Source organism: Arsukibacterium sp. (assembly GCF_018402695.1).
Classification (GTDB): Bacteria; Pseudomonadota; Gammaproteobacteria; order Enterobacterales; family Alteromonadaceae; genus Alishewanella.
The window spans coordinates 227,077-251,543 of record NZ_JAGYIM010000019.1; the positions used below are offsets into that span (position 1 = coordinate 227,077).

The 24,467-nt window shown below is 51.0% G+C and carries 24 protein-coding genes; all 24 read right to left on the reverse strand.

Annotated elements, in window-relative coordinates; all coding sequences use genetic code 11:
- Positions 1–4: 4 nt before the first annotated feature.
- Positions 5–748 (reverse strand): flagellar motor protein, encoded by a 744-nt coding sequence (locus KG631_RS12495; RefSeq protein ID WP_214000039.1) that lies wholly within the window; start codon positions 746–748, stop codon positions 5–7.
- A complete protein-coding gene (locus tag KG631_RS12500) occupies positions 741–1,916 on the reverse strand; it encodes a chemotaxis response regulator protein-glutamate methylesterase (RefSeq protein ID WP_214000040.1) in 1,176 nt (391 codons plus the stop codon). The genes KG631_RS12495 and KG631_RS12500 overlap by 8 nt, the downstream gene beginning before the upstream one ends.
- Positions 1,917–1,927: 11 nt before the next feature.
- Positions 1,928–4,126 (reverse strand): chemotaxis protein CheA, encoded by a 2,199-nt coding sequence (locus KG631_RS12505; RefSeq protein ID WP_214000041.1) that lies wholly within the window; start codon positions 4,124–4,126, stop codon positions 1,928–1,930.
- Between the two features lie 15 nt (positions 4,127–4,141).
- A complete protein-coding gene (locus tag KG631_RS12510; protein WP_214000042.1) occupies positions 4,142–4,900 on the reverse strand; it encodes a protein phosphatase CheZ in 759 nt (252 codons plus the stop codon).
- A gap of 25 nt (positions 4,901–4,925) precedes the next feature.
- Positions 4,926–5,309, reverse strand: a complete 384-nt coding sequence (cheY, locus tag KG631_RS12515) for a chemotaxis response regulator CheY (protein WP_026349410.1) — start codon at positions 5,307–5,309, stop codon at positions 4,926–4,928.
- 47 nt (positions 5,310–5,356) lie between these two features.
- Positions 5,357–6,037: an RNA polymerase sigma factor FliA gene (locus tag KG631_RS12520; RefSeq protein ID WP_301003839.1), complete on the reverse strand. Its 681-nt coding sequence runs from the start codon at positions 6,035–6,037 to the stop codon at positions 5,357–5,359.
- 35 nt (positions 6,038–6,072) lie between these two features.
- Positions 6,073–6,903, reverse strand: coding sequence for a MinD/ParA family protein (locus tag KG631_RS12525; RefSeq protein ID WP_214000384.1), 831 nt, complete (start codon positions 6,901–6,903; stop codon positions 6,073–6,075).
- A 40-nt stretch (positions 6,904–6,943) separates the two neighbouring features.
- Complete coding sequence (gene flhF / locus KG631_RS12530) at positions 6,944–8,380, reverse strand: flagellar biosynthesis protein FlhF (protein ID WP_214000044.1); 1,437 nt, start codon at positions 8,378–8,380, stop codon at positions 6,944–6,946.
- 9 nt (positions 8,381–8,389) lie between these two features.
- Positions 8,390–10,495: a flagellar biosynthesis protein FlhA gene (gene flhA / locus KG631_RS12535; protein ID WP_214000045.1), complete on the reverse strand. Its 2,106-nt coding sequence runs from the start codon at positions 10,493–10,495 to the stop codon at positions 8,390–8,392.
- Between the two features lie 149 nt (positions 10,496–10,644).
- Positions 10,645–11,775 (reverse strand): flagellar biosynthesis protein FlhB, encoded by a 1,131-nt coding sequence (gene flhB / locus KG631_RS12540; protein WP_214000046.1) that lies wholly within the window; start codon positions 11,773–11,775, stop codon positions 10,645–10,647.
- A gap of 12 nt (positions 11,776–11,787) precedes the next feature.
- Positions 11,788–12,561 carry a flagellar biosynthetic protein FliR gene (gene fliR, locus KG631_RS12545; RefSeq protein WP_214000047.1) on the reverse strand — a complete coding sequence of 258 codons (774 nt, stop codon included), beginning with the start codon at positions 12,559–12,561 and terminating at the stop codon, positions 11,788–11,790.
- Positions 12,561–12,830, reverse strand: coding sequence for a flagellar biosynthesis protein FliQ (fliQ, locus tag KG631_RS12550; RefSeq protein ID WP_214000048.1), 270 nt, complete (start codon positions 12,828–12,830; stop codon positions 12,561–12,563). Before fliQ ends, fliR begins: the two co-directional genes overlap by 1 nt.
- Positions 12,827–13,570 (reverse strand): flagellar type III secretion system pore protein FliP, encoded by a 744-nt coding sequence (gene fliP, locus KG631_RS12555; protein ID WP_214000049.1) that lies wholly within the window; start codon positions 13,568–13,570, stop codon positions 12,827–12,829. The genes fliQ and fliP overlap by 4 nt, the downstream gene beginning before the upstream one ends.
- A 6-nt stretch (positions 13,571–13,576) precedes the next feature.
- Positions 13,577–14,227, reverse strand: coding sequence for a flagellar biosynthetic protein FliO (gene fliO, locus KG631_RS12560; protein ID WP_214000050.1), 651 nt, complete (start codon positions 14,225–14,227; stop codon positions 13,577–13,579).
- Positions 14,227–14,619: a flagellar motor switch protein FliN gene (gene fliN, locus KG631_RS12565; RefSeq protein WP_214000051.1), complete on the reverse strand. Its 393-nt coding sequence runs from the start codon at positions 14,617–14,619 to the stop codon at positions 14,227–14,229. Before fliN ends, fliO begins: the two co-directional genes overlap by 1 nt.
- A 4-nt stretch (positions 14,620–14,623) precedes the next feature.
- Complete coding sequence (gene fliM, locus KG631_RS12570; RefSeq protein ID WP_097112250.1) at positions 14,624–15,712, reverse strand: flagellar motor switch protein FliM; 1,089 nt, start codon at positions 15,710–15,712, stop codon at positions 14,624–14,626.
- Between the two features lie 12 nt (positions 15,713–15,724).
- Positions 15,725–16,252, reverse strand: coding sequence for a flagellar basal body-associated protein FliL (fliL, locus tag KG631_RS12575; RefSeq protein WP_214000052.1), 528 nt, complete (start codon positions 16,250–16,252; stop codon positions 15,725–15,727).
- Between the two features lie 115 nt (positions 16,253–16,367).
- Positions 16,368–18,377 (reverse strand): flagellar hook-length control protein FliK, encoded by a 2,010-nt coding sequence (locus KG631_RS12580; RefSeq protein ID WP_214000053.1) that lies wholly within the window; start codon positions 18,375–18,377, stop codon positions 16,368–16,370.
- Between the two features lie 105 nt (positions 18,378–18,482).
- On the reverse strand, positions 18,483–18,935 hold the full coding sequence (gene fliJ / locus KG631_RS12585; protein ID WP_214000054.1) for a flagellar export protein FliJ: 453 nt from the start codon (positions 18,933–18,935) through the stop codon (positions 18,483–18,485).
- Positions 18,935–20,278, reverse strand: coding sequence for a flagellar protein export ATPase FliI (fliI, locus tag KG631_RS12590; RefSeq protein ID WP_214000055.1), 1,344 nt, complete (start codon positions 20,276–20,278; stop codon positions 18,935–18,937). The genes fliJ and fliI overlap by 1 nt, the downstream gene beginning before the upstream one ends.
- On the reverse strand, positions 20,271–21,254 hold the full coding sequence (fliH, locus tag KG631_RS12595; RefSeq protein ID WP_214000056.1) for a flagellar assembly protein FliH: 984 nt from the start codon (positions 21,252–21,254) through the stop codon (positions 20,271–20,273). Before fliH ends, fliI begins: the two co-directional genes overlap by 8 nt.
- A 32-nt stretch (positions 21,255–21,286) precedes the next feature.
- Positions 21,287–22,318, reverse strand: a complete 1,032-nt coding sequence (gene fliG / locus KG631_RS12600; RefSeq protein WP_097112244.1) for a flagellar motor switch protein FliG — start codon at positions 22,316–22,318, stop codon at positions 21,287–21,289.
- On the reverse strand, positions 22,311–24,023 hold the full coding sequence (gene fliF, locus KG631_RS12605) for a flagellar basal-body MS-ring/collar protein FliF (protein WP_214000057.1): 1,713 nt from the start codon (positions 24,021–24,023) through the stop codon (positions 22,311–22,313). Before fliF ends, fliG begins: the two co-directional genes overlap by 8 nt.
- Before the next feature lie 10 nt (positions 24,024–24,033).
- Positions 24,034–24,372 carry a flagellar hook-basal body complex protein FliE gene (gene fliE / locus KG631_RS12610; RefSeq protein WP_214000058.1) on the reverse strand — a complete coding sequence of 113 codons (339 nt, stop codon included), beginning with the start codon at positions 24,370–24,372 and terminating at the stop codon, positions 24,034–24,036.
- Positions 24,373–24,467: the final 95 nt, after the last annotated feature.

Sequence of the window (24,467 nt, forward strand, 5' to 3'; positions counted from 1 at the left end):
GTAATTAACTCAGCCGGTATGCAGCGAGCTTGCGCTCGATATTGCGCGGATTTTCACCCTGAGCTATCGATACCAACCCCTCGACGATCAGTTCGTGATACAAAGTATGCTGATACACCAGGCTTTTAAGTTTATTGCCTACCGGAATAAATACCAAATTGGCAAAGCCAACGCCGTATATCGTTGCCACAAAGGCAGTAGCCACCCCCATGCCGAGTAATTTTGGCTCTGAAATATTAGCCATTGCCTGAATTAACCCCAGTACCGCGCCGACAATACCGATAGTCGGGCTATATCCCCCCATGGCTTCAAAAATGCGGGCGCCACGTAACAAGCGTTCTCGCTCCAGGGTGAGTTCAGCATCAAGCGTGTCTTGCAATACTTTCGCCTCAACGCCGTCTACCAGTAAATTTAAGCCGCGATGTAAAAACGGGTCGCTTTCCTCCAATGCTGCAGACTCCAGCGACAGAAAACCATTGGTTCTGGCTGAAGTGCCCCAGTTAACAATTCGCTCTACCGCGTTTTGCATGGGTAAACTTTGTGGCCTTAATACCCAGGGCAACATACTCAGGCCCAGCCGGAACTGAGGCAACGGAGTTTGTAACATCACGGCCCCCACAGTGCCCCCCACCACGATAATAAACGCCGGTAAATGCAGCAGGGTACTGAGGGCACCGCCCTCCAGCATAAAACCCCCGGCTACGGCCAGTACCGCCAGTAAAAAACCACTGATTGCCAGTTTATCCATGTTTCACTTCCGTTATCAGCCGGCTGGCCACCTCATTTAAACTGACCTCGAGGTCCATCAGTCCTGCCGCTGCAATTGCCTGAGGCATGCCATATACCACGCAACTTGCCTCGTCCTGAGCCCAAACCCGCGAGCCCGCCTGTTTAAGCATTCTGGCCCCTTCCCGGCCATCTGCTCCCATACCAGTTAACACTACGGCAAGTACTTTGTCCTGAAAAACCCTGGCAGCGGTAGCAAAGGTGACATCAACACTGGGTTTAAACGTAATACGTGCTGAATCGTCTTCTTTAATTCTCAGCCTGGCCTGGCTGTCGCTCCCATCTACCAGCATTTGTTTACCGCCCGGTGCCAGATAGGCCACGCCCGGGCGTAAAATATCATTATCGGCGGCTTCTTTAATTTCAATTTTTGCCAGGGTATTCAACCGCTGGGCAAAAGCACCGGTAAAGGCGGCAGGCATATGCTGAATTAAAATTATTGGTAGCGGAAAGTCAGCTGGCAGGTTAGTCAGGATCCGTTGCAGGGCAACCGGGCCACCGGTGGAGGTACCGATAGCAACTAATTTATAGCTATGGCCGCTGGCTTTAAAGTTAGCAGTGCGTGCAACATTGCCACCCAGCCGTTCACTCAGCTGGGGCCGGCCCAGCGCACCGCGGGTCAGGCCACTACTGCTACCTGACAAAGCAGGCCGGCCGGGTGCAGTAGTGTTAGCAGTGCTACCGTGTAAACTACTCTGTTGTGAGCTACTGAACGTTGTGCGCCCTAAGGGCCTTTTGCGGGCCACTGCTTTGACCCGGTCCCGCAGCACATTACCGGCTTCTTCTTTATCCCGGGCTATGTCTTCGAATTTCTTCGGTAAAAAATCGACAGCACCGGCATCCAGTGCATCAAAAGTTGCTTTAGCGCCTTCATGAGTTAATGACGAAAACATCAGAATGGGGATGCGCTGGCTTTGCAGAATTTCCCGTACCGCACTAATACCGTCCAGCACCGGCATTTCGATATCCATGGTGATGACATCGGGCTTTAAAGCCAGCGCTTTAGTGACTGCTTCACGACCATCGCTGGCGGTATCGATCACCTCCAGCTGCGGATCTGAATTCAGAATTTCCGTCAGGCGACGGCGAAAAAAACTGGAATCATCTACAATCAGTACCCTGATCGTCATGCAGCACTCTCTTAAGCGTTTAGCTTATTAAACCGATCAAATTTAATCTTGGATTTTTTGGCATAATGTTTCAGTAAATTTGGTACATCCAAAATTAAAGCAATACCCCCATCAGAGGTGATAGTCGCACCCGCCATACCTGGGGTGCCCTGCAATAAGGCGTCCAGCGGTTTAATCACGACTTCTTCCTGGCCAATTAATGAATCGACCACAAAACCAACCTGCTGGGTACCGATTTGCACGATAACCACGTGGCCCTGTTCCCGGCGCAGTTGCTTATTAGAACCTTTTACTAACCAATGCTCGAGGTAAAACAGCGGAATGGCTTTATTGCGCACGACGATGGTTAACTGACCATCAACAATATTGGTTTTTGCCAGGTCCAGATGGAAAATTTCATTAACGCCGGCCAACGGCAAGGCAAACGTTTGTTTCCCCACCATCACCATCAGCGTTGGCAAAATAGCCAGGGTCAGCGGCACTTTAATCTCCAGCAAGGTGCCTTCACCCAGCTTAGAATTAATTTGCACAGTACCGTTTAGCTGATTAATTTTGGTTTTCACTACATCCATACCCACGCCACGGCCGGATATGTCAGAAATTTGTTCTTTGGTGGAGAAGCCCGGGGCAAAAATCAGATTAAACGCTTCGTTGTCAGACATCCGAGCGGCAGCGTCGACATCCAGAATGCCACGCTTAATGGCAATCCCTTTTAATTTTTCCGGGTCCATGCCGGCGCCATCATCCTGAATAGTCAGCAGAATATGATCGCCAGCCTGGGTAGCAGCCAGCTTAACCAGGCCGACTTTCGGCTTACCTGCCTTTAAACGGACATCAGGCATTTCAATGCCATGGTCAACCGAGTTACGGACTAAATGCACCAATGGGTCGGCCAGTGCCTCTACCAGGTTCTTATCTAAATCAGTATCTTCGCCCTCAAGCACCAGATTAATGTCTTTTTGCAGTGACCGGGCTAAATCACGGACAACCCGGGGGAAGCGACCAAAGACTTTCTTAATTGGCTGCATCCGGGTTTTCATTACTGCACCCTGAATATCTGCCGTTACTACATCCAGGTTAGAAATGGCTTTGGTCATCTCTTCGTCCTGGGTGCTGGTGGATAAACTGACCAGACGGTTACGCACCAGTACCAGCTCGCCCACCATATTCATTATCTGATCAAGCCGCTTGGTATCAACCCGGACTGTGGTTTCAGCCGCTGGCGCAGCGTTAGCAGCAGCGGCTTTATCTGCTGCCGGTGCCGGGGTTGCCGGCGCGGGCGCAGTGGCGGGTTTAGCTGCTGCGGCTGGCGCTGCGGGCGCAGCAGCTGAAGGCGCGGCTTTACGCTCTGCCGGCGCAGGCACTTCTACCGGGGCTTTACCTTTACCGTGCAACTCATCCAGCAATGCTTCAAACTCATCGTCGCTTATTTCATCATCGCTTGATGGCCCGGCTGCGGCAGCACTGGCAGCGGGTTTAGCTGGTGGTTTTGCCGCTGGTGGCGCCCCTGCTGTTTTATTGGTATCAGGCACGAACGAACCTTTACCATGCAATTGGTCCAGGATAGCTTCAAATTCATCATCGGTAATATCGGCACTGTCATCATCAGTAAGCGGCGCTTGCGGCGCGACGGCGGCTGTAGGCTCTGCCCGCCCGGGTGCCCCTTTACCATGCAACTCATCAAGCATTCTTTCAAATTCAGCTTCGCTGATATCGTCAATATCACCTGCTTCAGTACTTGCCGATATCTGTGGTTCAGGCTCAGCTGGCAGTTCTGGTTCAGCAGATACCGCAATGGCCGGCGGCGCTTCACCTGCACGTTCCGGTTCACTGTAGTGATGTAACGCATCAAGCAGCGCCGGGTTTGCAGGGGTTAGCGGTTGACGCGCCTGTACTTCGACAAACATCGCATTTATCGCATCCAGCGTTTGTAAAATAACATCCATTAATTCCGGGGTAACCCGCCGTTTGCCGGTACGCAAAATATCAAATACGTTTTCAGCACCGTGGCAGGCATCAACCAGTTCAGTTAATGATAAAAAGCCAGCGCCGCCTTTTACAGTATGAAAGCCACGAAAAATAGCGTTCAGTAAATTGGCATCATCTGGATTATTCTCCAGTTCAACCAATTGCTCCTGCAACAGCTCCAGGATCTCGCCGGCTTCGACCAGAAAGTCTTGTAAAATGTCTTCATCCATATCAAAGCTCATGCGCAGACACCTCTGTTAGAATCCCAAACTGGACAGTAAATCATCAACATCGTCCTGACCAGACACCACATCATCACGTTCCGCTGCATCAATAATGGGACCTTCTGCTTCATGTGCAGCCTTGGCTTTCGCTTTGGCTGGCTTAGCTTTGATTTCTGGTAAATCAGGGTTAGTTTGCCCAAATGCCGTTAGCAGGCCAATCAGGCTATCTTCAACCTCACGGACCAGCTCAATAACCCGGCGTAAAATCTGGCCGGTTAAATCCTGATAGTCCTGAGCCATTAAAACGTCAGTCAGTAACGCGTTCAACGTGGCAGAATCGACACTGGCCTGTTGCATAAAGCCGTCAACACCATGACAGAGCTGTTTAAATTCGGCCAATTGAATTTGCCGTTGCATTAAACGCTGCCACTGCGGCTGCAGCTGATTAAGCTGCTGGGTGATTTGATCAGCAATCGGCAGACAGGATTCAACCGCATCCATGGTTTTATTGGCCGCTTGCTCCGTCATGTCGATAACGTGATTGAGCCGTTTTTTCGCGTCTGGAATATCTTCTTCCAGCAAATTATTCAACGACGGGTCAATGTGGAAGTTTTTCAGCGAATCGTGCAGTTGCCGGGTGAGTTTACCCACCTCAGCAAATAACTCAGAAGAACCGGGGACCGTTATGGATTGCACCAGCTTATTTGCCAGCTGCTGCTCGCCCATCTCCAGTAACTGCACCAGTTCTTTTGCTTGCTCCAGCGTAATATCAGCAGCCGTCGTGTCAGACATAGTGTCACTCCTTGTCAGTTACGGCTTAACCTAAACGCTCAAAGACTTTTGCCAGCTTTTCTTGCAGGGTGGCGGCAGTAAAAGGTTTAACAATATAGCCATTAACGCCAGCCTGAGCGGCGGCAATAATTTGCTCTTTTTTCGCTTCAGCGGTCACCATCAGTACCGGAATATGCTTTAACTTGGCATCAGCCCGGATAGCCCGCAGCAAATCGATACCCTGCATGCCGGGCATATTCCAGTCGGTAACCACAAAATCAAAATCGCCGTTCTGCAACATAGGCAAAGCAGTACTGCCATCATCAGCTTCTGACACATTAGTAAAGCCTAAGTCACGCAGCAAGTTCTTAATAATGCGCCTCATGGTTGAAAAGTCGTCAACCACAAGAATTTTCATATTTTTATCCAAAGTCCCCTCCGACGAGATAATACGCCTGGTATCTCAACTGCTCTAATTTATACCCAAGCCTGCATTCTGGCTTTTAAGCGCACAAGTGCCTGGCTATGGATCTGACTTATCCGGGACTCGCTGACATCCAGCACTGCCCCAATTTCTTTTAAATTTAATTCTTCGTTGTAATACAGTGAGAGTACCAGAGCTTCGCGCTCCGGCAAACTGCTAATGGTTGTTACCAGTGCTTTATTAAATGCTTCATTCGCTTGTTGTTCATATAACTGATCTCCGTCCCTGTCGTCAGATGTTACCAATACATCTTCTGACACACCGAGATCTTCAATACCGATAATTCTGCCTGTGCTGACATCGGTTAACATATGATGGTACTCATCGAGGGATATATCAAGTTTTTCAGCAACTTCAAAGTCTTTAATATCGCGCCCGAACTCAGCTTCAAGTTCAGCTATGGTGTCTGCAATTAAGCGGGCGTTGCGGTGCACCGAGCGAGGGGTCCAGTCACCACGGCGCATTTCATCCAGCATTGCTCCACGAATGCGGATGCCGGCAAAGGTTTCAAAACTGGCACCTTTGCTACCGTCGAAATTTTTGGTTGCTTCAATCAGGCCAATCATGCCGGACTGAATTAAATCGTCCACCAACACACTGGCCGGCAAGCGGGCCATTAAATGATAAGCGATACGTTTTACTAACGGAGCGTGACGTTCAACCAGCTGCTGCATCTGGTCAACACCACCATATGCGGCCAGTTTACTGTTCACACTACCCCCTGGTCAGCGTGAGGCTGCAAAAGTTGTTCAAGAAAAAACTCCAGATGACCAGAGGCATTAGCCGGCACCGGCCATTTTATCGCTTTTAATGCCAGGCTTTTTACGGCCATACTGGCCGGACTTTTCGGAAATACATCAATAAAGGCTTTTTGTTTCCGGGCCGCTTTGCGCACATTTTCATCGTAGGGCACCGTGGCCACCAGCTCGAGGCTGACATCCAGAAAACGGTCGGTTACCCGGCTTAATTTGGCAAATAATTCCTGGCCTTCTTTCATATTGCGCACCATATTGGCGACAATCTTAAATTTCTCAACGCCATGATCCCGGCTAAGGATTTTCATCAGCGCGTAGGCATCGGTAATTGAGCTCGGCTCATCACAGACCACTACCACCACATCCTGAGATGCCCGGGAAAAGCTTAATACCATATCGGAAATACCGGCAGCCGTATCAACCAGTAGAACATCAACCGGTGTTTTTAATTCACTGAAAGCCCGGATTAAACCCGCATGTTCGACCGGCGATAACTCGGTCATATTTTGTGAGCCTGACGTAGCGGGCACAATTTTGATGCCAAAAGGGCCATCGATAATAACATCGTCCAGCTCACACTCGCCGGACAACACATGTGACAGATTTTTTTCTACCCGCAAACCCAGCATCACATCGCAATTTGCCAGACCAAGGTCGGCATCCAGCACCAGCACTTTTTTGCCCAGCTGAGCCATTGCCATTGCCAGGTTCAGACTGACGTTAGTTTTACCCACGCCGCCCTTGCCACCGGTTATTGAAATTACTTTTACCATCTGCTTATTCATTCTTCTCAGGCCACTGGCTTGATCGTCAATTAATTCGTGACTATGCATAGGCTGTTTCCGTTCGGGACATATCATCCTGATACCACTGATGTTCCGTACTGCTATGAGTCAGCCGCAATATTTCAGCACGTTGCACTAAATCGGCGGCATCGGCTACCACAATATCTTCCGGCACCCGCTGGCCATTGGTCAGATAACTAACCGGCAATGCATTTTGAATGGCCACGTTGATTACTTCCCCCAAACTTAAGCATTCATCAAGTTTAGTAAAAATACAACCCGCCAGAGAAATCCGTTTGAACTGCGCGACCGTCTCCTGCATTACTCTGGCCTGCGCTGTCGCAGACAATACCAGATAACTTTTTATTTTGACACGTGAATTATGCACTAAACTGGCAAGTTTTTCCGCCAGACGTACGTCACGCTGGCTCATGCCGGCCGTATCAATAAGGATAAGTTTGCGCTGCGCCAGCTGATTTAACAACATCGCTAGCTCGTCACTGTCTTTCGCCTGCTTAACCGGGCAGCCAATGATCCGACCATAAGTGGCCAGTTGTTCAAACGCACCTATCCGGTATGAATCTGTGGTAATTAACGCCACCTGGTCAGCACCATGACGCTTGGCAAAGCCCGCTGCCAGCTTGGCCACGGTAGTTGTTTTACCTACTCCGGTAGGGCCGACTAAGGCGACAATACCACCACGGCGTAAAATATCATCGTTGGTGGTGTTCAGCTGCCCGCTCAGTAGTTCCATCGCTGTATCCCAGGCTTCGCTGGCGCCAATATCTTCCGGCATAAAACACGCCAGCTGATCGGCAACCTGCTCTGATAAGCCCAGTTGCTGTAAATGCTCAATTACCAATGCCCGCACCGGCTCCCGCCGGGCCAGATCCTGCCACATTAAGCCCGACACCTGATGTTGCAGTAACTGACGCATCGACAACATTTCATTGCGCATGGCTTCAAACTGGGTGGCCATGGCCTGACTTTGTTGTTGCTGTTGTTTGCTCAGTTCCTGCCACTGGCTGGCCGCCGCAGCTGAATTGGTGCCAGAACTTTGACGCTCAAACACCGCGGCTGGATTTGCTGCCTGCTGCGCTGCAGCAGGCGGGCGCTTGCTGCTTTGCGCAGTTGGCTCGCGGCCCTGCTGTTTAATCATTTGCCGGGCCAGCAATTCACGCAATGAATCGGCCGGGGCTTCTGTCTGCTCACCCGGCGTATTTCTGGCCGCTGGCATGGGCTCGCTATCATCAATCCGGGCACTGAACCGGGGCTCGCTCCTTGGCGTGTGCGGCGCTGTGGTAGCTGGGGTTGCAGCAGGTTTAGCACTCTGGCTCTCCGGATCAATTGCGGCGACAATCTCAACGCCTTCCGCTACTTTTTTATTTGATAATATTATCGCATCTGGTCCAAGGAACTCTTTGACTTCCGTCAAGGCGGTACGCATATCTTTAGCGACAAAGCGTTTAATTTTCATGAGTTACTCCTAGTTTTGCTGACCAATAACGCTGACAATTCGAATTTGTTTATCATCGGGAATTTCCTGATATGACAATACCCGCAGACCTGGAATGGTATACTTCACGAATCGTGCCATGACTGAGCGTAAAATTCCTGACGTTAGCATCACGGCACTGTCGCCATTTAATTCCTGGTTCTGATGCGCTTCCTGCAATGATTGCTGGATCCGATCGGCCAGCCCGGGTTCGATACCGGCGCCATCGTTGCCGGCGGCCTGCATGGACTGATGTAACATTTGCTCAAGCTCCGGGGCGAAGGTAATTACCGGAATTTCTGGTTTACTGCCCACCACTTCCTGCACAATTAACCGGCGCAGTGAGATCCGGCAGGCCGCAGTAAGCACGTCAACATCCTGACTTTTACTGCCATATTCCACCAGTGTCTGCACTATGGTGCGCATATCACGAATTGGCACCCCTTCCTGCAGCAGGTTTTGTAGCACTTTGACGACGGTAGTCAGTTGCAACACATCCGGTACCAGGCCTTCCACCAGCTTCGGTGAATGCTTGGCCAGCATATCCAGCAGGTTCTGAACTTCTTCATGGCCCAGTAAATTGGCGGCATTATTGGTTAAAATCTGGCTCAGATGAGTAGCCACTACTGTTGCGGCGTCAACTACGGTGTAACCCAGTGTTTGGGCGTGCTCACGCTGATCTTTGGATATCCAGACCGCTTCCAGACCAAAGGCCGGATCTTTAGTAGGCACCCCTTTCACCTGACCGAATACCTGCCCCGGGTTAATCGCCAGTTCGTTATCATGGCGTAGTTCGCCCTCACCGCTGGTCACCCCCATTAACGCCACCCGATAGCTGTTTGGCTCTAAATCGAGGTTGTCCCGAATATGCACTGGTGGCACCAGAAAGCCCAGCTCCTGGGACAGTTTTTTGCGCACCCCTTTAATCCGGTTCAGCAGCTCACCGCCCTGCGCTTTGTCAACCAGCGGTATTAAACGATAGCCCACTTCCAGACCTATGGTATCGACGCCCTGGACATCATCCCAGCCAATCTCCTTCACCGGTTGCACCTGGTTATCATTTGCCGGGGCAGTATTTTTTGTCACCAGTGCTGCCTGCACCCGCACTGCTTTTTTGCGGATAAACCAGGCGGTACCGCCAATTAGCGCGGCCAGGCTTAAAAAGGCAAAATGTGGCATGCCAGGTACAATACCCATTAAGGTCAGTACCGCAGCCGCAATAAACAACACATGGGTGTTGTCGCTAAGCTGTGCGGTCATTTGCTCGCCTAAATCACCCGATTTATTCTGCCGGGTAACGATAATAGCGGTGCCGATTGACAGCAACAACGATGGGATCTGGGCAACCAGACCATCACCGATGGTCAGCAGGGTATAAATTTCCATGGCATCGCCGAAGCTTAAATCATGCTGCAGCATGCCGATAAACAGACCACCGATTAAGTTAATGACCAGGATAACAATACCGGCAATCGCATCACCTTTGACAAACTTACTGGCACCGTCCATTGAACCGTAGAAATCCGCTTCGTTGGTTACTTCCTCACGCCGGGTCCGGGCTTCATCCTGGGTAATCAGGCCAGAGTTTAAGTCGGCATCTATTGCCATTTGTTTACCGGGCATCGCATCCAGGGTAAAGCGGGCCGACACTTCAGCAATTCGCCCCGCACCTTTGGTCACTACCACAAAGTTAATGATGATCAGAATTAAAAACACCACGATACCGACAGCATAGTTACCGCCGATAACCACCGAGCCGAAGGCTTCAATCACTTTACCGGCCGCATCACCGCCATTATGGCCTTCCAGCAGCACCACCCGGGTACTGGCAACATTCAAGGCCAGCCGCATGATAGTCGCCACCAGCAGTACGCTGGGGAAAATACCGAAATCAAGTGGTCGCAGGGTATAAATGGTCACCAGCAACACGACCAGCGACAGCGCAATATTAAATGAAAACAAGGTATCGAGCAGAATGGGTGGTAACGGTAACACTACCATCGCCAGTGCTGCCAGAATAAGCATCGGCGTGCCAAGCCCTTTCATAAAAGACAATTTTGATTTATCAAAGTTGTTGAAATACTGAACAAACTGCATGGCGTACCTAACAAATTATTGGCGCATAATGCGTGGCTAGCCCAGTAACAGCAAAAACCATTCCATAACTGCCAGCAAAAAAAGGGTCAGAGTGAATAAATTATTCACTCTGACCCTTTTTTTGCTGTGTTAGCGGTGTCTGGTGGCACTTAATGGCGGTAATCGGCCGGGATTGGTAGTTCCCTGGCCAGCGTTTTTGGCCGGCTGCCTTTACCTTTTTTGTACATTTTCAGCTGGTACACATAAGCCAGTACCTGAGCTACCGCTGCGAACAGCTGCTCGGGGATGGGGTGATCTAGCTCAGTGGTGTAAAAGATTGACCGGGCCAGCGCCGGCGATTCAATCACCGGTACTTTATGCTCGTTGCCGATTTTGCGGATATGCATGGCGACTTCATCCACGCCTTTAGCCACGACCACCGGCGCCCGGAATTTACCCTGGTCATATTTTAATGCCACCGCAAAATGGGTCGGGTTGGTGACGATAACATCGGCCGTTGGGACTTCCTGCATCATCCGCTTCATCGACATTTGCATCTGGGTGCGGCGAATGCGGGCTTTAATTTCCGGGCTACCTTCCGAGTTTTTATGCTCGTCTTTAATTTCCTGCAGGCTCATTTTAAGCTGCTTGATGTGGTTCCATTTCTGATAAGGGGCATCCACCATCGCAATAATGGAGACACTGCTGCACAGCCCCAGAAACAGCCAGGCCAGTACATACAGCGCCGACTCGATATTATTCGGCTCGCTCATTAGCGACAGCGCCATAATGTCCATAAAGAAAAATTTCAGCAGCAGATACGCAACAGTAACCACCACCGCCACTTTTAAGATGGCCTTGCCAAGCTCCACTAAAGCTTGCAAGCCAAACATTCGTTTAAAGCCTTTGAGCGGGCTCATTTTGCTCAATTTCGGCCCTGCCGCCTGCCAGCTGAAATTAAAACCGCCTAATAAACAGTTACCTACAAAAGAAGCCACCAGAATAAAACCAAAAATAGCGGCCAGCGGTGGCAACAGCTCCTCGCCGACCTCACTCCAGGCAGTAAACATCGAGTTGGTTTCAAACATATCTTTCTGATCGAGATGCATCATGCGCTGGCCGACATTGAGCACCCCGACGGCCAGCATTTTGCCAAACATCAGCATTGAGGCCGCGCTGGCGATTAACACAAAAGCCGTGCCAAGGTCTTTTGAGCGGGCTATCTGGCCCTTTTCTGCTGCGTCTTGCAGCTTCTTGGGCGTGGGCTGTTCGGTTTTTTCTGCGCCGGAATCTTCTGCCATGGTCAGCCTCCGTTAACAGCCAATAAGCCGGCAGCTGTAGTCTATTGCGTGCTGCCATTGCTTGTCGTAGTGGAATAAAAAGGTGTCCAGGGTTAGCCATAAAATCAGTAAACCGGACAACATAGTGATAGGGAAACCTATCGAAAATATATTTAACTGCGGTGCCGCCCGGGTCATTATGCCGAACGATAAATTCACCACCAGCATGGCAACGATGGGGGCCAGGGCAATCGCCAGCGCGGTGGCAAACATCCAGCCGCCAAATTCAACAATGGTCCAGTAACTGGTTACGTCCCACCAGGAGCCGTTAATAGGCAAGGTGTCGAAGCTGAACACCAGCATCTGGATCATAATTAAATGGCCATTAAATACAAAAAATAGCAAGGTGGCTAAAATCAGATAAAACTGGCCGATGGCCGGCACACTGACGCCACTGGACGGGTCAGCCATGGACGCAAACGCCAAGCCGGTCTGGGTGGCCAGTAACTGGCCTGCCAACACAAAGGTAGTAATAAACATTTGCGAAATAAAACCCAGTGCAAAGCCAATCATGATCTGAAAAAACACTTCAACAAACATTGCCGCCGATAATAAGTCGGGCGGTGTTACCGGTGGTAACATTGGCATTGCTGCCAGGGTAATCATCACCACCAGGCCGGTTTTAATCCGCATTGGAATATTACGCGCGCCCAGGCCTGCCATAATCATCAGCATGCCGGTAACCCGACACAGCGGCAGCAGAAAATCTGCTATGCCCTGCATTAATATATCCAGCGGAAACTCCATCAACTCACCACGGTTGGGATACTTAGGAATAAATCCTGGGTGTAATCCATGATCACCCGCACAAACCAGTGGCCACCAAATATCAGGGCCAGCAAGGTGACAATTAACCTGGGCAGAAAGCTTAAGGTTTGTTCGTTAATAGAAGTGGCGGCCTGAAATACCGCGACAATTAAACCGACAAACAGTGATGGCAGAATAATAGCGCTAACCAGCAAAATCACGATAAACAGCGCATCGCGCAGCACATCGACAAAGACCTCTGGACTCATGTGCCTACTCCATAACTGGTGGCCAGGGTACCCATCACCAGGATCCAGCCGTCGACCAGCACAAACATCATCAGTTTAAATGGCAGGGAGATAATCATTGGCGACAACATCATCATACCCATCGCCATCAGCACGCTGGCCACCACTAAATCGATAATTAGAAACGGAATAAACAGCATAAAGCCAATCTGAAAGGCTGTTTTTAATTCACTGGTGATAAATGCCGGAATAACCACCGTCAGCGGATAATCCTGTGGTTGCTCTAACACTTCAATACCAGCAATCTGGGCGAAGGTATCTAAGTCTCTGACCCGGGTTTGATGCAGCATAAAGGCTTTTACCGGCACAATTGCCGCATCCAGCGCCTGCACCGGGGTAATTGACTCATCCAGATAGGGCTGAATGGCCTGCTCATTAACGGTTTTAAATACCGGCGCCATAATGAAAAACGTCAGAAACAGAGTGATACCGATAAGTACCTGGTTGGATGGCGTCTGCTGCAGGCCGATCGCCTGGCGCAAAATGGCCAGCACTACAATAATCCGGGTAAAGCTGGTCATCATAATCACCATTGCCGGAATAAAGCTCAGCATGGTCATCAGCGCCAGCACTTGCAGCGTTACGCTGTATTGCTGTGAGCCATCATCATTAGTGGTAACGGTTACAGCCGACAACATACTGTTATCGGCCAGCACCGCAGGGCTGAGTAACAGCAACAACACACACAGCAATCGCAACATAAAAACTTACTTTTTCAGGAATGATTGCAACTGTGTATGAAAGTCTGATGCCAACTTTGTCTCGGGAAGGGAATTTTCTAACTCAAACAGCATATTGATGCTTTGTGGCGTGACACCTAGCACCCGCTGTTTTCCTTGTATTTCAATAACTAATAGCCTTTCTCGCTGCCCAAGCGGCACCGAGCAAATAACTTTAACATGCTGGCTGCCCGGCAAGCGTAATGTCAATTTTTTGAATAACCAGCCAAGCGCAACGACCAGTAGCAGCACCGCCGCCAGAGAAATGGCGATTTTGGTCAGACTAATACCACTGTTCGGGCTGCGTGCTGCCGGAGGGTCCTGTCGTTGAAACGGCACCCCCTGCCGTGGTTCGGCTGAGGGCTCATTTCCGGCTGAGGGCTCTTGTTCAGCTGAGGGCTTTTGTTCGGCTGAAGACTCTTGTCCGGCTGAAGACTCTTGTTCCGCTGAAGGCGCTTGTCCCGTTGAGGGCTCTTTCCCAGCTGGAGGCTCTTGCTCCGCTGAGGGCTCGGGCTCTGCTTGCTGGCCTGACGCTTGCTGCTGTGGGCCAGCTGCTGCCGACGGTGCCGCTACGCCAGCTGCCGTTGCCAGCGCTAACCATAACAGCACATTTAACCCGGTTTTTATCAGTAACTGCATTAGCGTAACTTTTTAATCCGTTCAATCTGACTGATCACATCGGTCAGCCGGATACCAAATTTATCATTCACCACCACCACTTCGCCATGGGCAATCAGGGTACCGTTGACTAATACATCCAGCGGTTCACCGGCTACCCGTTCCAGCTCAACCACCGAGCCCTGATTTAACTGTAATAAATTACGGATACTGATTTTTGCCCGGCCCACTTCCATCGAAATCGTTACCGGAATATCCAGAATCGTGTCTAATTTGCGCTGTTCATCAACGGTAATATTAGATTTTTCATCTTTCAGCTCTTCCAGATCAACGGCTTTGGCACCACCGTCCTCTCCCTCGGCTTCCGCCATGGCTGCCGCCCATTCGTCCATCGTATCTTTATCGTCTGCCATAATGTTACCCTCTGTCCCGCTCTGTTAAATTCAGATCGGCTTCTAATTCTGAAATATCTGCATCGCTATCCAGGCGCCGGCCACCTTTGGTAAAGACGTGAAGCTCAGATTTAACTGATTCCGGCCGTCTGATTTTCTCAATAATTTTCAGGGCTACGTTCTCACGTGACCGGCCCAGTTTCGCCCGGTAAGTCGGTAAATCTTCTATTAACACCGTGATATGCTCTGGAATTTCCACCGGAATAATATCGCCAGCTTTCAGCTCCATTACTTCCCGCAGGGTTAAGTCTACATCGAGCATCTTGGTAGATAAGTCGACTTTAACGTCCATAATTTCGTCACGCAGCGCCTTACTCCAGCGTAAATCGGTATCCTCTTTATCACTTTGTACCCCGGCATCCAGCAACTCCCGGATGGGCTCGAGCATCGAGTAGGGTAACGCGACATGAAAATCGCCGCCGCCGCCATCCAGTTCGATATGAAATGAGCTGATTACCACCACTTCAGTCGGGCTGACAATATTGGCCATTGCCGGGTTCACTTCCGAGTCAAGATACTCAAAGGACACATCCATCACCGGCGCCCAGGCTTCTTTGTAATCTTCAAAAATCAGCTTCAGCAGCATCTGAATGATCCGCCGCTCGGTTGGGGTAAATTCCCGGCCTTCGATTTTCGCATGGTAGCGGCCATCTCCACCAAAGAAGTTATCGACCAGAATAAACACCAACCGTGCTTCCATGGTAATTAAACCGGTACCTTTTAAAGGCCGGAACCGCACCATATTAAGACTGGTCGGTACAAACAGGGTATGAACATACTCACCAAATTTAATCATCTGCACGCCGTTAATAGAGACCTCGGCAGTGCGACGCATCATATTAAACAAGCTGATCCGCATATGACGGGCAAAACGCTCGTTAACCATCTCCAGAGTAGGCATACGACCACGGACTATACGATCCTGCGACGAGAAATCGTATTCCATGGTAGACCGGCCGCGGCCATCACCGCCGTCGTCTATTTCTTCTTCTTCGACGTCATCGACACCGTGTAACAGCGCATCAATTTCATCTTGCGACAATAAATCGGTCACGTTAGCTCACTCTTATTGCATAACAAAACTGGTGAAAAGCACCTCTTCCACCACCACTGAGCCTGCGACTTCCAGCAAGGCTTGCTGTAAATCACTGAGGGCTTTGTTTTTCAGGGCATCTTTGCCCGTCGTTGTAACAAGCTCATCGGCGTTGGCACTACTGAACGCCGCTAACAAACTGGCTTCAATCAACGGAATATGGCGAAGTGCTAACGTCTCGTTATTGCTTCCCCGCACTAACAACTGCACTTTTATCTGCACCAGTCTATCCCGCGCCGAACCGGGAACATTAAAAATAAAAGGTCTTGGCAACGCAACGTATAACGCGTTTCCCTCAGGGCCTGCTGGCCGATTCTCGCCACTGGCCTGACTCTCTGATGTTTCTGCATTAGCGGCTTGTTCAGCACTTTCGCTGCCCAGAAAATAAAAGTAAGCGCCAGCGGCCAGCAGTAATACCAGCAAAACTGCACTGCCCAGCAGTATGATCTTTTTCAGGCCACCTTTGCCCTCACCCAGCTTTAAATCGCCATCCGCTGCCATCTGAACTCCGTATCTTTTATAATTTCAGGCTATTATGCTCACCGGCTGCCACTATTGTAAATTGTTTATCGCTGGCCGCTTCTGCTTTGCAATGCAATTGTGATTTAACGTGTTACTAAGCATAGTAGTCGACAATCCGCTCACTAAGCTTAACGTCTAACTGCACAACTGTCGCCTGTTCGTCACTCAGCTGCTCATTGCCGCTCTGGCCGCTTGCTGTATGACCATCGCGCCGGCCACTGGTCTGGCTGTCGCCCTGGCGTTGCTGCTGAACATGCCCTTCACCCAACTGAATACCTTGCTGCTGCAGCATTTCCCGCAATCTGGGCATCTGCTGCTCTAACAACTCTTTGGCATGCTGTTGCTGCACGATAAACTGTACTGATGCTTGCTCTTGTTGCAAATTAACCCGAATTTGCATCTGGCCTAAGTCTGCCGGGTCTAGCCTGATTTCAGCAACATGAATATTCTGCCGTACCATCAGGTTGATCCGCTCTTTTAACTGACCTGCCGCGTTCTGCGCCAGTAAATTGACCTGCTTGAGTTGCTCCGTAACCGACTTATTGACGCTTTGCGCTTTGGCCCGCTCTGCAGTTTGCTGGCTGCCGGTTACCGTCGCTGCATCCAGTCTGGCTAAAATGGCCTCGCTCTGACTCTGCCCTGCTGAACTGGCAATAGTACCAAAGCCACTTAACGATGAGTCAGCTCTGACACCACTGACTGCTGCGCCAAGGTCGGCTTTCGTTTGCTGGCCACCAGTGTCAGTATCTGCGCCTTGTGTCTGTTTAGTTTGAGTAGCGCTGTCTGCCGCCCCACCCTGTGCTTGTTTTGCCAGCAATGATTCCGCGACCGCCGCGGCACTGGCCAGGACACTTCCTGGCTTAGCATCAGCCGTAACTACGGTAGTTTTATCTGCGTTGTCAAAAATGGTCGCTGCTGTGGGCTTTGAGCTAGCGGTAGCCTTTTGAAGTTCAGGTGCCTCTACGCCACTTCGCTCGGGCTCTGCCGACGGGTTTGCCGCAGCACTTTTCACCGCTGCAGACCCAGCCTGGGCTGTGGCTTGAAGTTCAGCAGTCAATTCAGGGTCAGTTGCAACACGGTCGTCGATGGCGAGTTGCCGGGCCGCCAGCTCCGCTTCAATTTCAGCTGACACTGTACTCTGTCCATCTTTTGCAGAGGACACTGATGCTGCTGGGGAGGCAGCGACTATTTTTTCGTCGTTGGACTGGCCAGACGATGTAGCCGAAAACTTATCGGACAAACCAGCAGATCCGGACTCATCAGCATTCGATTGCCGGTCGGCCGTGACATCGGCTTCACCGGCAATAATGTTATGTTGGGCAACAGCAGTATCTGCATCTGATGCCTGATTTGCTAACGCTTGCTGAGCAAGTACCTTGCCGCCCTGGTTATTGTGCTGATTGGGGTTTAACTTATCGTCTGTAGTGCCGTCGCTACCATCCCCGGCAGCAGCATTTTTGCCCGCCGCAGCCAACGCTGTCGCTGCGGCTTGCTCTGCGCTGGATTGATTCAGGTTGCCAGCGGCAGTTTTGGCAGCGGGTACTTCCTTAAGCATTGCATTGGGAGCATCATGGTCGACAGCGTCGGCGTTAGCCAGCTCCGGATATACCGGCAGAATAAACCACTCGCCCTTCGCCACTTTTTTCCCGTCTGGCAGTGTTGTGCTATCTGCACCAGACGTCGTACCCGGATCGGTAGCCGCTTCAGCAGCTGCCTTGCCTTTTTCAGCGCGACCAGCGGTAAGTTGCAGTCGGGTCTGGCTTGCCAGATCTAACATCCCTAGCAGGGTGCCGGGCTCATTGTCTGCGTCTGCCAACTGACTTAGCTCAGTATCGGGCGAGATAACCGGGGGAATTTTATCTTGGGGCCGGCCTGCAGGCAGTCCTTCCATGCTGGCGGCCCGTTTGCCTTTAGCGGATATATTAAAACCGGCAAAACTTTGCCTGCCTGTCGTTTGCTGCTCGCCTGATTGATTGAGCAGGCGTCCGAAGTCTTGCGCACCAGTAGTCTGATCCATTGCGGCCTCGGCATGGTGAGCAGCTGGCTCTGCGCCTGCCGCCACGGAGCCTGAGCTGGCAAAAGAAAGTGACAACAATGGATTCATCTGGATCTCCTGGTTGTGCTGATTATTCACTGCTTACCGCTTACTGATTGCGGTATTACTGATGTTTTAATACAAAAATCGCGCCAGTTTTAAGAATAATCACTATTACTGCTCCTGGCTGAGTTGCCGGCGATAAAATTGCTGGCCGGCATACTCATCACTCAGGCTTTGTTGTTGCCGCTCCAGCAGCTGCAACGCCGCGCTATCTGCCCGCTCGACTAACAGCTCCAGCGCCTTGCGTTTTGTTTGCATTTTCAGCCAGCTTTGTTTGCGTTGCTCTGCCGCCGCCTTTGCCTGGTGCACGACTCTGGCTTGCTGGATCAGTGCCTGGTCCAGCTTACCAATGAAATTGACATACTGGCTGTACTGCCGGCTTTGCAAGCCCTGGCTACCCTGGCGCTGGCTCTGCTGGATATATTCGGTACGATAATTTGCCAGTCCCTGATACTTTTGCTCTGCCTGCTGAAAATATTGCTGGGCTTTAATAAATTGCGCCTGCAGATTGTCCTCGCGTTCGCGCTGAACTTTTATAATTAAACTAAAGCGGTGAGTTGCCATTAGCCGGCCATTCGCTGTGCAGGCATTACCTGGCTCAGCGCCGTCAGGCTGTCATCGTAAGGTACAATTTCCTGCATACCCTGTTGTAAAAAAGTTTTTATTTTTGGCATCAAACCAATGGCCTGATCTAATAACGGGTCACTACCGCGCACATAAGCGCCGATGGCAATCAGATCCTTACTTTGCTGGTAGCTGGCATACAACTGCTTTATTGTGCGGGCAAGTTGCTGATGCTCAGCACTGGTAACGGCTGGCATAACCCGGCTGATAGACTTTTCAATATCTATTGCCGGAAAATGGCCACTGTCCGCCAGCGCGCGGGACAATACAATATGGCCATCGAGGATAGCCCGCGAAGCATCTGCTATCGGATCCTGTAAATCATCCCCCTCAGACAACACGGTATAAAAAGCCGTTATCGAGCCCTGGTGGCCGGTACCGTTGCCCGCCCGCTCCACTAACGCCGGTAATTTGGCAAAAACCGAAGGCGGGTACCCTTTGGTGGCTGGTGGCTCGCCAACCGCCAGGGCGATTTCACGCTGCGCCTGGGCATAGCGGGTGATAGAGTCAATCAGCAGTAATACATCAAGCCCTTGATCACGAAAGTATTCGGCAACCTGCACTGCAGTTTCACAGCCTTTTAAACGCATTAACGGTGATACATCGGCCGGTGCGGCAATCACCACTGATCGTGCCTTACCCTCTTCGCCCAGAATTTCGTCGATAAACTCTTTGACTTCCCGGCCCCGCTCACCGACCAACCCAACCACAATGACATCGGCGGCAGTACCGCGGGTCATCATGCCAAGTAAGACACTTTTACCGACACCACTGCCGGCGAATAGCCCCATCCGTTGGCCTTTGCCTACGGTTATAATGCTGTTGATTGCCCGTACCCCAACATCCAGCGGTTGTTTAACCGGCCGGCGTAGTAGCGGGTTAATCGGTTTACCTTTGCCTTTACTGAATTCAGTGGCGTTAATCGGCCCTTTGCCGTCCAGCGGTTTACCGACGCCGTCAATCACCCGTCCCAGTAAATTTAATGTCAGCGGCACACCCTTGTATTGAATAACCGGGGTAACCCGGGCACCCGGCACTACGCCGGCAATATCATCCTGCGGCATCAAAAATAACCGGTCGTTGGCAAAGCCGACAACTTCAGCCAGAATAGCACCGCGGGCACTTTCGACCAGACATGGCTGACCAATGGCCGCCCGACAGCCCGTGGCTTCCAGGGTTAAGCCGACTACCCGCACCAGATGGCCGGATACCGCAGGCAATGATGGGTGGATATACTGCTGTTGCTGTTGCAGCCGTTGCAGCAAGCTGGTGCTGTCAGTCATGTGACCCCGACTCTTTTGGTTGAGCATCCTGTGTTTGAGCATCCTGTGTTTGAGCATTCTTTGCCTGAGTATCCTCTGCTTGAGTATCCTCTGCTTGAGCATGCTCTGTCAGGCTGTCCGCTGATTGAGCAGGTCCTGCCGGTTCGGATGCTTTAACACTTACTGCGGCATCAGCCGTCTCTGAAGCTTGCAAAAAGTGCTCCAGGCTGCTTTGCAGGCGCTGATTTAAACTGCGATCGACACTGGAGCTGGTGCTTTCAACCAGACAACCGCCTTGTTCAACCAAGGGCTCTGGCCGCAACTGCCAACCGCGCTCTGCTAATTCTGTGTCATTGTAATGACGCTTAACACTGGCTACATCTGCCGGGTTAAGTTTTATCACCAGGTTGCTGCTTTGCAGTGGCAGCGCATTAACCGCTTCCTGCAAGGCCTGCAGAATAACTTTTGGATTCGTGGTCACTTCGACGTTGATCACTGCCTTGGCCATGGCCAGGCTAAGCTGCACCAACTCCTGCTCTACCCGGCTATCTATTTTTGCCAGTGGCTGTTGTAACTGACTCAGTAATACACTTAACTCCGCCCGCAGGGTATCAAGCTCTGTCGCACCATCGGCTAAGCCTTGTTTCTTACCTTCCGCCAGGCCCTGTTTAAAGCCATCTTGCTGGCCTTGTTCACGGCCTTCGCTGTAACCTTTGGCAAAGCCTTCTTCTTTGCCCTGCAACATGCCTTCGTCATGAGCTTCCTGGCGCATTTGTTCAATATCTGCTGCGGTCAGGGGTTTAACCACTAACTCTTCTTCTGCCGCTTCAGCCATTGCTGCCCGGGCTTCTGGCTGCTGCATATTCAGGGCATTAGTGCGGGTATCCTGACTGCGGGCCTCAGCAGTTAAATCCGGGGTATGCCAGTGCTTAACCTGCTCTGCTGCGGCAGGGTCCGGTGAATATGGCCGGTTACGGCTGTATGCGCTTTTCGTCATCACGTCTTCCGTTGCCTGTTACAGCGGGGTTTTTATAAGAAATCTTCGCCACCGCCACCACCGAGCATAATTTCACCGGCATCTGATAAACGGCGGGCCGTAGATAAGATTTCTTTCTGCGCTGTTTCCACTTCGCTGACCCGCACCGGCCCCATCGCTTCCAAATCGTCCTGCAGCAGTTCAGCTGCGCGTTTTGACATATTTTTCAGAATTTTCTCTTTTAAATTCTCGTCGGTGCCTTTCAGGGCTTTCATCAATACATCTTGCTGAATTTCCCGTAACAACACCTGAATACCACGGTCATCAACATCAACCAGATTTTCAAACACAAACATCAGGTCCTGAATTTGCTGGGCCATTTCTTCATCGTGCTCACGGATTGAATCCATCAGCTGACCTTCCATATTGGTATCCAGATAATTCAGAATATCGGCCGCCGCTTTTAAACCGCCCATTTTCGCTGACTGAGTACCCGCCTGACCGGCAAATTGTTTTTCCATAATTTCGTTTAATTCCTGTAATGCTGCAGGTTGCACTTCTTCCAGATTGGCGATACGCATGGTTAAATCCAACCGTACCTTCTCTGAGAACTGCGATAAAATTTCTGCCGATTGCTCCGGCTCCAGATAGGACAGCACTATGGTCTGGATTTGCGGGTGCTCGTTACGAATAATATTGGCCACCTGCTTGGAGTCCATCCACTTCAGCGAATCCAGCCCTTTGGCACCCCCACCGAGCACAATCTGGTCAATCAGATTGGCGGCTTTTTCTTCACCCAGTGCGGCGGTCAGCGCCCGCTTAATAAACTCTTCACTCTGGAAGCCGATAGTACTGAAGTTCTGAATCTGCTCAATAAACAACCGATGCACAGCTGAGATTTTCGCCTGATTTAAATCCGTCATCTGCGCCATTGCCAGGCCGACTTTCTGTACCTGTTTAGGCTCGAGATGCTTTAAAATCTGGGCGGCATCTTCCTCTGATAAGCTGAGCAGCAGAATGGCTGCTTTCTCAACGCCATCCAGCTTACCAACATCAAACGTAGGTTTTTCTTCTATATTATTCATCTTCAGCCAACCAGTTTTTCACTACCAGAGAGGATAACTCAGGTTCATTGGCGACCAGTGCCCGAACCGCCCGCAGTAAATCTTCATCGCCGTGCAGGTCTGGCAGCATTAAGGTGCCGTCAGGTGCAAAACCCACTGCGTTTTCATCAAAACTTGAATTTAGCATATCTATGGTGTCATCACCCAGATCTAAGCCACTGCTCAGGGCTTTATCATCGTAGGCATCATCAGTTTGTTCAGGATAGATAAGTTTTTTCAGCATCGGCCGCACAATACCCAGCATCAGGGCAATGATAATAAGGCCACCTATCAGCAAGCGCAGGATCCGTAAAAACCATTCTTCCTGATAAATTGCCAGCGCCGGCTCTTCAAACAGTTCTTCACGGACAAAGGGCACAGAGATGACTTCGATGGTATCGCCACGCTGGGCATCAAAACCGATACCACCTTGTAACAAGCGACGAATATTGGCCAGTGCTTCCTGCGTGCGGGGCTGAGGTACCGTGACACCATCGGCATTGGCTTCACCAGGCTCGTAATCCACCGCTACCGACACTGACAGCCGGCGGATAACCCCGCTTTGCTGTGAGGTATGACTGATAGTGGTGTCCAGCTCGTAATTTCGGGTGGCTTCTTTGTGATTGCGCCCCGGGATAACCGGCCTTGCAGCACCATCGTCCGCTTCTTCCGGAATAGTTGAATTTAGTGGCGGCTGGTTAGACAAGGCGCCGGGAATCCCCCCGCTGCTGCCACCGACACTGCTTTCTTCGATAGTCATTTCACTGCGGATAGCCGGTAAGTCGGGGTTAAAACGTTTCTGGGTTTGCTCTACAGCGGTAAAGTCCAGCATCAGGTCAACCTGAGCGGTATAGTTACCATAACCCAGCACCGGCAGCAGAATAGAGTCGACTTTCTGGCGGTATTCATCTTCCCGGGCGCGCTGCAATTCATGCTCGCGACGCGAACGGGCAGCACTACCATCCTGGGACCCACTGTTCAGCAGCCGGCCACTCTGATCACTGACTGTTACTTTAGACGGTTCCATGCCCTGCACGGCAGAGGCAACCAGATCAACAATAGCATCAACTTCGCTGTCGCGAATCACGGTACCGCCACGCGCAGTAACCAGTACGGTCGCAGACGGCGAGGCGGCCTGACGGGCAAACACATTTTCTTTCGGAATAGCCAGCAGCACGCGGGCGCGGGCAATACTTTGCAGCTCTTCAATGGTGCGGGCCAGTTGTTGTTCACGGCTGTGCTTTAACCGCTCCATTTCCAGGCGCTGACTAACACCAAAACCACTGTCCTGCAATAAAAACTCGGTTCCTGCTGAAGGCTCCTGAGTAAGGCCTGCCCGGGATAAACCCAGTTTTACCGCCTGATACTGATCTTCAGGTACATAAATCACGTTGCCTTCCAGCTGATATTTAATTTGCTGCGCATCTAAATGATCGAGGGTTTGAATAAGCTCCTGCGTAGCATAAGTGCCCAGCGGGCGCATTTCGGCCTGACGGGCCCAGAAGAAAATTAATACGGCAATGACCAGACAAATTACCAGGGCGACCATCAGGGTAACCTGACGCATCATATCTACGCCGCCAATCGCCCCGAGAAACCCGGATTTCTGCTCCTGAGCTTCAGAATTATTTGAGCTGTTGTAATCATTAGGGCTAATTGCCAGCTCTGTCGATTGATTATCTGCCACGTGCTACCCCTTAAACCGGCATTGACATAATGTCTTTGTACGCTTCAACCATTTTGTTGCGTACCTGTACTGTTGCCTCAAACGCCAGTGACGATTTTTGCGCGGCAATCATCGCCTGGACCAGCGACACATTCGGATCACCCATTTCAACCCGGGTTCTCAGCTCTCCGGCTTCCATTTGCACGTTATTAACGGTTTTCAACGCATCTTTAAATAAGGTACTGAATTCAGACTGACTGGGGTTGACCTCCGTCAGCTGATTAAGCGGTTTCATCTCGGCCGACACACTGCGGGCCTGGCTGGCCATCGATTGCATTTGGGCGTATAACGCCTGACCTTTAATGTTCATAACGGTACCTTGTTAAATAAAGCCTTGTTTACAACAGCCTGATAAATGGAGCCGGTTCAGCAACGCGGTGTCAATAAATTGCCAGCGGTCGGCCA